Origin of the sequence: Alginatibacterium sediminis (genome assembly GCF_003610775.1) — a bacterium.
In the GTDB taxonomy this organism is placed as follows: Bacteria; Pseudomonadota; Gammaproteobacteria; order Enterobacterales; family Celerinatantimonadaceae; genus Alginatibacterium; species Alginatibacterium sediminis.
Window position 1 is genome coordinate 463217 of sequence record NZ_RAQO01000004.1, and the last position, 12771, is coordinate 475987.

Annotated in this window: 3 protein-coding genes and 1 tRNA gene; all 4 read left to right on the plus strand. The window is 43.8% G+C overall.

Annotated features, from left to right (window positions below):
• The first annotated feature begins 197 nt into the window (after window positions 1-197).
• Window positions 198-584 (plus strand): fluoride efflux transporter CrcB, encoded by a 387-nt coding sequence (crcB, locus tag DBZ36_RS05210; protein ID WP_120353864.1) that lies wholly within the window; start codon window positions 198-200, stop codon window positions 582-584.
• Between the two features lie 117 nt (window positions 585-701).
• Window positions 702-792 (plus strand) — tRNA-Ser (locus tag DBZ36_RS05215).
• A 1022-nt stretch (window positions 793-1814) separates the two neighbouring features.
• On the plus strand, window positions 1815-9407 hold the full coding sequence (locus DBZ36_RS05220; protein WP_120353865.1) for an OmpA family protein: 7593 nt from the start codon (window positions 1815-1817) through the stop codon (window positions 9405-9407).
• A gap of 1 nt (window position 9408) precedes the next feature.
• Window positions 9409-12771, plus strand: a complete 3363-nt coding sequence (locus DBZ36_RS05225; protein ID WP_120353866.1) for a hypothetical protein — start codon at window positions 9409-9411, stop codon at window positions 12769-12771.

The window sequence follows — 12771 nt, forward strand, 5'->3', positions numbered from 1 at the left end:
TAAAATCAGTATAACGGATTAAATGTGATCCGAATATTACAGACTACAAAATATGTTAGTTAGCTGTAAACTACACTGCTTGAATATATATAGGGTTTCATAGTTACAATTACAAGCGTTTTGCATGCAATAAATGTGTATTTTGCGAATCTTTACAAATCATTGGTCTCAAAACTTTGTTTTATAGGAAATTATAGATGTGGATATCGATATTGGCGATCAGTGTGGGAGCCTCTTTAGGTGCAACTACGCGCTGGGGTTTAGGCAACTTACTCAACTCAATGTTTCCTACTATCCCACCCGGTACCCTTATCGCTAACTTGATTGGGGGTTATCTGATTGGAGTTGCCATGACGATATTTAGCGATATTCCCAACCTAGCTCCAGAAATTAGACTTTTAGTAATAACAGGGTTTTTGGGCGGTTTAACCACATTCTCATCCTTCTCCGCTGAAATGAGTGCTTTAATCCAGCAAGGCCGCTACGCATGGGCAATGGGCGGGGTGGCGATGCACACCTTTGGATCTATCAGTATGACTATTTTGGGTATCTTTACTGTTAACAGTTTGCGACAACTAAGCTAGTTATCGTGTGAAATGAGCAAATATCGAGCACTTAAACAGTTTTGTGTGCGTTTGCTTAAAATGCCAGCAGGCAAAGGTTTACAAGCGACAGGCACATCGTTATTATTCGTCTCGCTCGGAGAGATGGCAGAGTGGTCGAATGCACCGGTCTTGAAAACCGGCATGGGTTTATAGCCCATCTAGGGTTCAAATCCCTATCTCTCCGCCATATTAAGAATTAAACCGCTGATTTATCAGCGGTTTTTTCGTTTCTGGAGCTCAAAATCGCCCAATACTAAAAGGTGATACAAATGTATCTTTTGAGTCTGCCCAACAGCGTGTCCTACACACGTATATCTACCCCGTACACATTACGTAACGTTGGTTATCCGAATGAAATTCGATTATCACTGTTTACCCGTCATCCAAAAATTGCGACTGGAATTCCCAGATCTTGCCAACACCCGTAAGCCGCAGAATATAACTTCCCTTACAGCTGTTTATGGGCAAAGAAGAACCTTCTATCCACGAGTTTATAACCGAAGGTAAAGCAGTCCATCGAACGCGGCTTTAGGATTGAAGAAGTCGCTAAGCGCTTAGGAACTCGGTGAGTTCCTTGTTTCATTGCTGAAGGTAATCTGATGGTAAAACGAAGCGCGTTCAACAAAGGTGAAGGATTCCAAAGCTTCGGTTAGCGCTTTTGACCGTGTAAATTTTTTTGCATTCTATGCTACAACTATTATTCAAAGCCATGCAAGGTGAGCGTTTAAAAGCGGAATAGATAAGTGAAGACGGTAAAACAGTTGAAAACCAAAACGTATTTAGCCTAAACAAAGTAGTACTAGACTTATGTGCGCAAACTCGTATGAATTGAATCTAAATTTATTATAGAAGGTTGATATTTAGTTACTTTTTACATAACGCTATTGGTGTGTGTAAATGATGGTGAACACCATTTATAAGGTAACTGTAGCGCGTAGGGGGTTAATCTTTGCTTATTATCCATGGGCTAACTAAGGTTTTTTAGTTATAGGGGAACTAACACCTAGTTCTCATCTTAATGTATAGAAAATTGAGAAAGTTTCTATTTAAATTGCGTATCAACCTTGTTACGCAATTTTCTCAACGCTCTGTTTGTGAAGCCGTATACAATTTGATTAATTTGCTGTCAGTTTTTTTGTAGTACACATGCCTTATTAAGATTTTTTCCTCTAGTTCCGATTTATTGATGAAGAAGAAAAGGGATTTAGCATGGCGTTCACTCTTGGTATTCCGCTTGTCGAACTATTTGAATCAAGTGCTCAGCAAACTTCAGCATTGCCAGCAAACGTACAAGCGTTTGTTAATCGCTTCTCTGTAATAAATCATACAAGCACAAGTTCTAATAGTGCCATATTTCACCATGGTTTAGTCCAACCATTGCGCGATGTTATTAATCAATCGGTAGATGACTTAAAGTTGGGTGATAACATATTAAAGCTACCCGGGATTGATACAGGAGTTGCATTCCAGCTTTCGTTCGGTCGAGAACAAACCATTGATGACTTAGAACCTGCATCGACTAACTGGCGCTTAGATCTAGTCTTAGAATCCTTTGAACTGGTTTTACCCTTTCTTTACCCAGCTATTTATGTCCCAGACGAAGGGACTAATCCTCGTCATTTAAAGCCGGACCCTAATCGCTCAAGAGTGAGTATCAGTGGCTCGGTGGTACTTAGAATTGAAAAACCTAGCCAGAACAGTGGCGTAATTGTTCGTTTAGTCGATAAACCTGATCCACTTGATCCCTTCGCCCAAACAGGTTTTGTCGCTCGGGTGGCCTTTAGTCCGCCGCATTTCTTTATTAAAGGTTCAGAGTTTGGTTTTACCATTATCGATGTACTCTACGATCGTTCTGAGCAACATACTCCGGCAGAGATAGTCGAACGGGGACAAAATAATAGCTGGATGGGTTTCTTAATAAACGAAGCCACGTTTTATGCACCGCGCGGCTGCCCAATAATTGGAGACTTATCCGCAGGTGTCCGCGATTTTATAATTGGGGAACCCTTAGGTTTTCAAGGTGAGTTTGAACTTCAGTTTGGTCGTACAAATATTGAACCCGATAAATTCTTGTTTGAACAAACCCTCGATGGTGTCGTAAACACACTAACGATAGATGAAGAGAACAAAACGTTTATTGTCACGATGATAGGGGCACAAAACCAAAGCATTGCTATTGCTGCCGGGATAAATCCAAACGGCCTTCCTAAAGTTCTAAGTGATGGAACAAGCCAAGATTGGAGCGCACAGTGGAAATGGCCAGAATCGAAAGTTGAGGATTCGAGTAGCTCACGCGGTAACATCAGACATGGGGAAACCTTAACCGTTATCCCTTATGAGCACATAGAAAAAGATGGGGTGACGGTCAGCAAGACTTTGCCTGAATTGAAATTTAGGTTTGTAGTCACAGGCAGTGCTCCAAACATTAATGCGCAGCATGGCGGTTCCATTTTCACCAACGCACTGCACATTAGTGGTTCAATATCAGATATAGAATCTTTAACACTTATCGCCGTGTCTAATCCGCCATCACTTGATAGTTCTAGTACATTTTCATGGTCGATTGAAGGTCAGCCCGATACCGTCTCTGGTGTGAATTACACCCCAGTACTAAACGATTTACAAGGGCAGCAAATCCTAACACTTGAGCAAGTTTTACCCGAAACAGATGGAAAGCCAGATAAACGCTATACCCGAATTGTATTAGAGATCAGCACCCACGAGCAATTATTCATTGGCTGCGAAACCGGAGTATTTAAAGCCAGTGATGCAAGTACAGCTTTAGCCCTTACGTCAGTAGAAAATTCCTATAATCTAAGTGATTTTCACGCTCAAGGTAAATTTCATACGTGTCTATCGTTTGCAGATATTAGTCAAAACGCTCCGTTTGTCATCGTTCCCAAAGACGTACTCGCTAAAGTTGTTATCGCGCCCGAAGTCATCCCAGTTTTACCCACAGATCGACATGTACAATTGTTAATGGAGTTTGAGTCTGACGATGAATATGCCTGGGGAGAAAAAAAACCAAAAGAAATTGTCGCTAGCCGTCGTTTAACATCCCAAGTTTTGACACAAGAACTACACGCATGGGCAGCTAAGTATCCCGATGCAGATTTTTTAATTGTCGGTCGTTGTGATGACCTTGGAGGGCAAAGCTTAAACGAATCGCTTGCGCAGGAACGCGCAAAGAAAGCTAGAGACATGTTACAAACACTGGAGTCTAGCGATATTCAAAATAGAATTTTTTGGCGAGGTGAGCAAAACACATGGGATTCACCAACTGACCTTAATAGTGATGCAAACACCCTTGAAGCAAGCCTAAAAGCAGACAACTTAGTTTTAGCAATTGAAACAGACGATGAAGTTCCGATTAGTGCAGCCAATGGCTGGTTAATAAAAAACATTCATGAGCAACACAATGTTTGGCCAAATACTCGAGCTGCAGGGCAGTCTTTTTCGATAAACACTGCAGAAAACGGAAGTATTAATCTTGAGCGTGAACGGGCTCGGTTTCGCCGGGTTGATATCTACGCTGTTGGTGGTACGCCGGTTCCTGAAAGCACAGAGATTCCAGATGATGACATTTCCTTAGACCCACAGCTGCGCAGGTCTTTGGTTCCTAACAGCGCAAAAGATATTGTGCCTACGCCTAGCTCCAGCCCTGATATTGACTATAGAGTTAAATTAAAATTTGTGTGGGATAGTCCGTCCGTAGCAAGTTTTGCCGATGCAATCCCAACCTTAGCTGAGTTTGAGCTTGTCCTCGGTGAGCAAGAACCCGACATGATGTTAAACGGAAAAGAAGTCGAGTTTAGTCGCGAAGTCTTCACCATCATGGGCCAATGGCTTCATGATGCTCGAACAGGATATACCCAATTAACTATAGGGCTTGCTACTGATGGTGATCCCGATGGTTTGTTTGATATCAAAAACGATGAGCTCACCGCGGCAATGGCATTTGGCCCCATGTTATTATCTGGTGTTGACTTAGAAAATGACATGTATAGCGGTGGAGCGCGTATCGCTGCACTTGCTGGCTTAACGGTCTTCGCCAAACACTTATTTGCTCCCGAATCACGAACTATTGTTACTGCAATTTCACTGCAAACCGCAATTAAGTCTTTTACATTTTCAGCTTTCGTTGATGCGGCGCAGTATAAAGTCATTGTTGATTACATCAGCGAGCTGCATGTTAACGCCCCTGTACTTGGATTGAAAACCAGCGAAGGTAAACCGGTCAAAATACTTTACAAAAAGGTAGGTTTTGCTGTCGATGTGGGAAATCAGGGACTCGAAAATGTAGCTCTTATCTATGATTCCACAAGCATGGAAATATTAGATCCCGGAAAGTGGGAAATAGATGGTGTGCTTGGAGAATTGCTACGAATTACCGAAGTTGCAATGGGTCGCGGCTCTGTCTGGGTTGAAGCTACCTTAGCAATAGGGATTGAAATCGGTGTTATCGAGATTACAGAAGCAACGCTGCGACTGGTGTACAAGGATGAGAAACTCACTGAGCTCCCAAGTTTTGAGCTAAGGGGGTTTGCTCTAAAACTTGATATCCCAAATACCATTAAAGGCGAGGGCAGGTTACGGATTGAGGATGGCGGGGTCATTCGAGCCGGTATAGAGTGCAGCATTATTCCGGTTGGACTTGCAGCAAATGCTGCCTTAGCAATGTCTAATCAAAGCGATCCTCATCCCTATATGTTCTTCAATCTTTCACTTGGCGTTCAATTTGCGACACCGATGCCTTTAGGACAATCTGGTGCAGCTATATACGGTTTCAAGGGTTTGTTTACCATGAATGGAGAACGCGCCATAACAGACAGCCCCGATGCTGTCAGGCGTGAACTCGAGTGGTATAACAAGAATCCAGAATCAAAATATAACCCCAAACTAGGCCAATATGCCTTGGGGGTTGGCGTTGTTATCGGTACCACCCCAGATGTAAGTTTTTGCTTTAGCGCAGAAGGAATGCTGGTAGTAGGATTTCCTGATCCAGAAGTTATTTTTGGTGTTCGGGTAAAACTTCTAGAAATTCCTAATTTAGTGGCCAAAGACAAAGGAGATAGTAGCTCGGCCACTATCACCGGGCTTGTTGTTATTGATGATACAGCCGTAACCGTTGCGGTCGCCGGTCAGTACAACATTCCAAAAATTCTGGATGTGAATATACCTTTTGGAGCCTACTTCCCATACCCAAGTACAAATAAAAAGGTATATATTCGCCTTGGAGCGGATAACCAACATGAACGTTATGGAGACCCCATTACTCTGATCTTGCTACCCGGTACGCTCGATATAAAAGCGTGGGCTTTTCTAATGATTGAGCAAGAGGGCTTAGATGATCTTGGCGGAAATCCCGAGTTTTGTTTTGATGGTTTCGCTGTAGGTTTTGGCGCTGGAGCCGCTGTTAAGTGGAGCGCCGGACCCATTGTTTTGCGCGCATCTATAGAGCTATTAGTTGGTTTAGGAACCAATCCATTAATTCTAAGGGGCGGTATATTTGTTGATGGCGAGTTGTCCTTAGTGGTGGTTAGCGTATCTGCGCGCGGAAAAATTGAGATTGAGTTTAGAGAGTTTATTGACGCTAACAATAACAAGACACACAAAATGCGTTTAGACGGAAGCTTTTGCGGCAAAGTAGACATGTTCTTCTTTAGTCTTGAGGGTTGTGTAGCAATCTCGCTTGGGGATAGCTTTGATTTAGATGCTCCAGCGCCTATTAGCCCAGTGGCTGCTGTTTCATTGCTTGATCGAAAAGACCAAGTTATGGGCGAAATGACCAAGAGTACACCTCAGAAAAATCCGATAATCCTCGCACCCGATCCTCAAACGGGCAACACCGCAAGCCCTGCTCAAAACAATACCGTCTGGCCTGATACCGTTCCCCTGATTCAGTTTACACATTATATAGAGAACGCCTTGCCTAGCTCTTGTATATTCCAGCCTGAAACGACGCCCGTTTCAACAACATGGTTTGGCTCAAGTGAATTAAAATATACCTATAGATTAGACAATATTATATTGCGTAAGCGTCACTCAGATGGAAGCAAAACAAACTTTACGCAAGTCCAGCATTCTACGTGGAATAGTAAACACAGTAGTCGTATAGGCGATTCCTCAGGACCCGATGACCAAGACACTAACGCTACTATTAATCCAGTTCATTCTGAGCACGAAGGACCTAGTCTTAAGCTACTTGATTGGAACGCGTTTGCATGGACACTTAATCTTGATAATGGCGGAGAAGATTTAGCTGGAGACCCCGTAACTACCATAGATGATCTCTGTAATCCCAAAACTAAAAAGCCCAAATTTCAATGCCTATTTGGACAAGATGCACTGCATACCGGTCTTTACGCAGTATTAATACACATGCAAAACCCTGTATGCGGGCCTTATCGCCGTCGTTTCGATGTAGAGGGAAAATCCTTCCTTGAGCAAGCAACAAACCCAGTAACGGGGAATGCGCTACTCAATCTTGTAAACTTATTTGGCGCGACCATCATTCCAGGAGAAGTGACGCAGTTGCCCTTTGCTTTTTCGCATTCTCAAAGTTTAGTGTTGTCAAAAGGCTATCAACTTCCTTATGTTCGTTTACAACAAAAACAGCAGCTTATCGAGCAGTCTTTGCCCTTCATGGCTAACTATAGCAAGGCCTTGTTTAAGCCAACATTAACCCTATTGGTTTGCAACTTATCTAAACCGAATACCGACAAGCCCGAAAACGAAAATAATGGCAAGTGTTTACATTTCAACCGGGTCAAACCTAGTCTGTCAAAAAGACCAAAATTTAAAACTGAAGGCTATACCTTTACTTGCATCGACCCAAATACAACGATGAGCTTTACAGATCTGATTGATCAAAACACCAGTCCAGCTCGCAGAGGACGCGATAGTCGGGCGGAAGTACGCTTCCCAAGCTCTGGAATCATTATAGTGCTGCCAGAAACTGCCTCTCGCGTAGAACTCAGTATTATGTTGTTTAACGCAGCTGCGGTAACAGTCTCAGCAATTGATGAGCAAGGACGTAAACTTGATAGCGATCAAGTAGCAAACATACAAAATAGCTTGCTCAGTTTATCCGTAGAAGGCAGTGCTATTAGCCGCATCATACTAGAAGGGGGCGCATCTGAAGCAATATTGGCAAAGATTTGTTTCCAAAGTATTGCCAGCAGCGCACCGTTTGCACATCCAACACTTTCGAATCAGATGCTTGCAAGTACCTTAAACATTCCTGTCGTTACCGGGCATCGTGACGACAATACGCATAGCCCATGGGCTGGAGAGATAATCGAGCAAATACGTGTAGGCAATAAGGAATGTTCGATTATTCGATATAAAGCTGACCAAAAATCGCCTTGGACCGGTTTTCACATTACCCCATTACGCCAAAACATAATCACGATTATCAGCACTTGCGGCACTGCTTATGAAGCAATCCAAGCGCAGCGCCAAGATCGTGAAGTACGCCAAACCATGGCTCAGACTATTAGTGATGCTGCTCAAGTTGCAGCAACGAGTCCAGAGCTACTCAGAGAGATTATTCTCGAACCCAATAGTATCTATGAACTTGAAGTGCAGTGGAGTTGGCAATCATGGCAAAAATCAGAACAACAAAAAGAACCTCCAGAAACAACAGATGGCGTATGGGAAACGGGTAAAGAAGATGTGTACTTGTTCCAAACCGCTGACGACCTTACTGGAATTCCCGATGCCAATGGAGAGGAGCAACAGCAAGATGGACTTAATGAGTATATATTCGATGTACGTGATGTTGCTCGTTATATAGAGGCAGTAGAGCCTGCTGATAAAGAGCTTTTCCATTTTACCAAGGATAGTTTATGGATCCACTTTGAAGTAGCACACCTTGAGCAATTATTAGAACAGTATGATCGTAAGCTGAGACTCTTGGTGCAGCGCACCGACCCCAGTCCTCAAAGCGGAGCAGACTTAAGCCAAGTATTAAAACCGCTTCCAGTTAATACGCGCTATGTGTCTTTGAATCAATCATTCCAAGCAAAAGCCTATCAACGAATTAACCAAGCCATCATTGAAGCCCCATGTTTGCCTTCTAAAGGTCCTTTGGGTGGGCTGAGTCTGGAAGCGTCACTGGAGCTCGAAGCCAATGCCAGTTACGACTTAATCCTCAGCTCTAGCAAGACCGATGGTAGCGATGTTGTGGACATATTCAGATCCCATTTTCATAGTTCTCGCTATGCAGATCCCTCAGCTTTACTGGATTCTTTGGGTTACTCCATAGCCAACAGTCATGCTTATCAGCCTGACGATTATATTTTGGACACGAACGTAAATCATTGGGTTGGTGGGTTTGTTGCAGGGGATGCCATGTTAGATCAAGCGTTGGCTGATGTAGGCGCAAGCACTTTACCCTTACCACAAGAGCGCTCTGTAAATACGCTGTTTTGGCGCCAAGTTAATGAAAGCTGGGAGATTTGCGGCCTATTAGTCGACAGTCTTGAATCCTTGAAACGGCAACACTCAGTGCTTGTACTTGAGCAAAACGAAAACGGTGAGGAAGTAATTGAAAGCAAGTCCCAAACTCGTTTCAAACTTAAACAAGCCAAAGTAGTAGGCATTACTCCAACGATGAATGTTTACCGAGCAAACCAAGCGTGGACACGCGTACTCCTCACTTTTGATACCCCACAACAAGTACCTGAAAACATAGTGAGTGGACTGATACTGGAGTGCGAGACCGGCGACTCAGAAATATTGAGCGCACAGCGGCATCTAAGTACTCGCCCGATAACGATAGACAAGGAGGTTTTCTAAGATGAAGGTCAAAGCATCACTCCCTTATTTTTTTAGCGCCCACGCTCTGCCTGCGCAAGAAAACGAAGCTCACGTTCAATCAGGTAATCACTTACGCTTGTCCCATAACCCTTTACTTGGATTGCCTAAAACTCCGTTTGTTGTTTGGCGGGCTGTTTTAGACAATACCAAAGCGCTACAACGCCGAAATCAGGTAAGCTGGTTTGACTCAAACGGAGAACAATTAACGACACCTTTTGATGTTCATCCCAATAATCCAGTTACCGCTTATTTAAGTTTGGCTGCGGGCGAAGTGTGTATGTGGGCAGAAGTCTTCGCAAAACCAGCACAATCGGCGCTGGATATTTTGGCATCAGATCGATTATCAATACCGACTAGACCTAGTTTTAATGCAACACGCCGAATAAATCATTTAAGGCCTTTTGTCCGGCCACGTTCAACGAGGGCATTATCACTAGCAAGAAATACGGTGTTATCAGAGCGTTTTTTGGTAAAAAAATCCTTAACTGTTGAAGCCTTTGTTCCTAGTCACCAAGGGCCAGTTGCGATTGCAAAGTGTAAACATCCGCGTTATGCCTTTAGCGCACCGGGTATCATTGAGCTCAAAGTCACAGGCACAGGAACGGTTACGAATTTAGAATGGTTTGAAAGAAACGATACACTTGATGCTAATTTTAAACCATGGCAACTCCTTAGCTTGCCGCATACTGGCGGGTCGCGGTATATATCAATGGACAATGCGCGAGCCCATGCTCAGCAGCGTGTTTCTCATGGTGCTCCTAAACGAAAACCCCTGCAAGAAACCTTAAACACCCCTAGTCCAGCTGACGCGCCTCCAGCCAGCAGCGATGAGGAACTAAAACGAGTGACATCATTTGCTCATACTCTGGACATAGATTTAGAAGCGCTGATTAATGATCTATCAATGCCAGAAACAGCGCACATTTCTATGCAAAATGTTGTTGATGAAAACTTAAGCACTAATGAGCAAAGAAAACTAGGGACCATTGAATCAAACCGCTTAGGGGTAATACTCCAGTCATGCTTAGATCCCGGTATTGCCAATTGGTTAGGTTACAAAACTTATGATTCTGATTTTACGGACAAAACGTCCCAATTAGTGGTTTATTATGTCACTGGATATTGGGACATCGAAACGCTTCGCAAGCCTAGAGACAAATTTAGTACTAGTGACAAAATACTGGCTAAGTTCCTTGGACAAGAAGGCACCTTAAACAATGATGATTCCGGCTCAAGCAATGACGTCCGCTCTAGCCAAAGTTTTAGTCCTCTTGAGGTGCATCAGCAGCTACAAGCAATTAGTAAAAAAATGGGCCCAAGCTTTAAACTGAGTCCTAATGGCCTTAACCTCGACCCAAAGGCGCGCCTAACTTCGTTTAGTTGTATCGCTATCGCTGATAGAGGTTCTGATCTATCTGATCTCGAGCCGGTAAAAATTGACAGCCATGAACATGTGCGCTGGCAACCTGCAACACCTCCTCAAACACGACGAGAGGTGCGTTTGGGTATCACCAAAACAGGGATTGGCGCTACGCTAGCTGGAAATAAACTAACGATTAACACGGATACAAGGCAAGCACTAAATGCGACTAACCAAGGCAAGTACCATCTTCCTTTAGCGCTGGCCTTACCCGGCGAACATGAACGCAAGAGCCAAAGTCCAAAGCCTGGTGATGGGAACTTATATGACCGCGAGGCAATCGATAGTGACATCCGTTACGCTGTTGCTCAGCAAGATTATTTTGGGCGTTGGAGTAGCTGGGCAAAAGTAGTTAACAGTCCTGGGCCTAGACCTAAGCCCCCACGACCTGTTTATCAGGCTGTCTATATTATGCCCAAAGATCTCGAGCTCTCCACCCGCGGCGAAATTTCAATAAAAGTACATGTTCCAACCCCTGAGTCGATGCCGCTCGCTAGTCATTTATTGCACAAATTTGAGTTGCGCTTGAGTGACCTTGCTACTGGACAAACCCAAAGCGTGGTTGAAGTATTAGACAATCCAACTAACCCAGCTCAGACCCTAGAGTTTTTAGTTGATGGCCCGATTTTACAGGCAACAGAGCAGCGCAAGTGGCGCTTGCTTGCAAATTGGATTGATAGTCAGGGGCAGGAATCTATTGATTCGGAAGCCATCGTTTTAACAATGACAGATCCGCGTCCACCACAACAACTAGTTTCAGTTGATAGTTTAAACTACTCCGCTAGGCCAGATATAACCGGAAAAGCTTGGATACACTTTGAGTGGCCGACTCAAGCCAGTCAGTCTAGTTTTGCAGTTTATTATTCTGACGAAAATAGGTTGCTAAGTTACTTAGAAAGCAACGAAATCCAGCACGGAGACTTGTTGGATAGCCTAAAGCTTGCGACCAGTGTAGCTGCAAAAGCAAGCTTACTAAGAGCAAATTCGCAGGTATTTCCTTCGCATCTTTTTGAACGCCTAGAGAATGTTGCTTTTAAGATTTCACAAAGCAAATATGGTTTTAAACATAGCGTTTCAGGAAGTCTTAAAGTACTTAGCTTCTATAAAGTTGTCGCGCAAAGCAGTTCGGGTTCAAGACCTGAGTTTGAACTTGTCCCTATGCTTAGTTACGGCGTCCCCAATACTGCGCCACCAGCAAAACCAACCGTAAGCGTTACACCCGTTTTACCCAATGAGAATGGTGGAGAATACCTGGCCAACATCACGCTTAAGTTGATTGCGGGTCAAACCCAAGGTGCAAGGTATCGAATACGTCGCAGTAGTCAGGGCGCAGAAAACGCCTTACGAATGCCTATACTGCCCATGAACGAACGAGATACCTTGCCTGTTCCTGATGTAGATGGGGTGCAAATAGCAAGCCTAGAAGATAATGGAGAGTTAGTTATTGAAAGTCAGGCGCGCTTGCGCCCATGGATCCGCTATTACTGGGTGGGCGAAGTACAAGGTTTACCCGAAAGCGGTTCTGCTGTTGAAGGGTTGTGGAGTGAAGCTTCTGATGCATTTAGTACCATATTAGTTCCACCCAAAGAGCCTTCAGCGCCGATTGGACTGATTGCCGAGGGCAAACCTTCTAGTTCTGGTTTTAAAAAAGTAAAACTCAAATTTAGCTATGAACATGCTTTTTATAGCAGTGAACGCGGCGGTTATGTTGCAAGGATTTACATGAAACGACCAGGGCAAGCGCAGCAATTAGTTCGTGAAGAAGTGGTAAATGGCAGCGGCCCTTTTGCATTTAGAGATCTTAGCTCACCACAAGAAAGCTTACCCGCCGACACCACCTTTAGAGTCTTTATCGTTGATCCGGCAGGCCGTGTTGGTTTACCAGCCGATGTCACAAGTATTGTAGTGAAACAGGGGATTTAA

Excerpts from the sequence above, each read along its gene's own strand:
- crcB (WP_120353864.1), top strand. The coding sequence starts at position 198 with ATGTGGATATCGATATTGGCGATCAGTGTGGGAGCCTCTTTAGGTGCA.
- DBZ36_RS05220 (WP_120353865.1), top strand. The coding sequence starts at position 1,815 with ATGGCGTTCACTCTTGGTATTCCGCTTGTCGAACTATTTGAATCAAGT.
- DBZ36_RS05225 (WP_120353866.1), top strand. The coding sequence starts at position 9,409 with ATGAAGGTCAAAGCATCACTCCCTTATTTTTTTAGCGCCCACGCTCTG.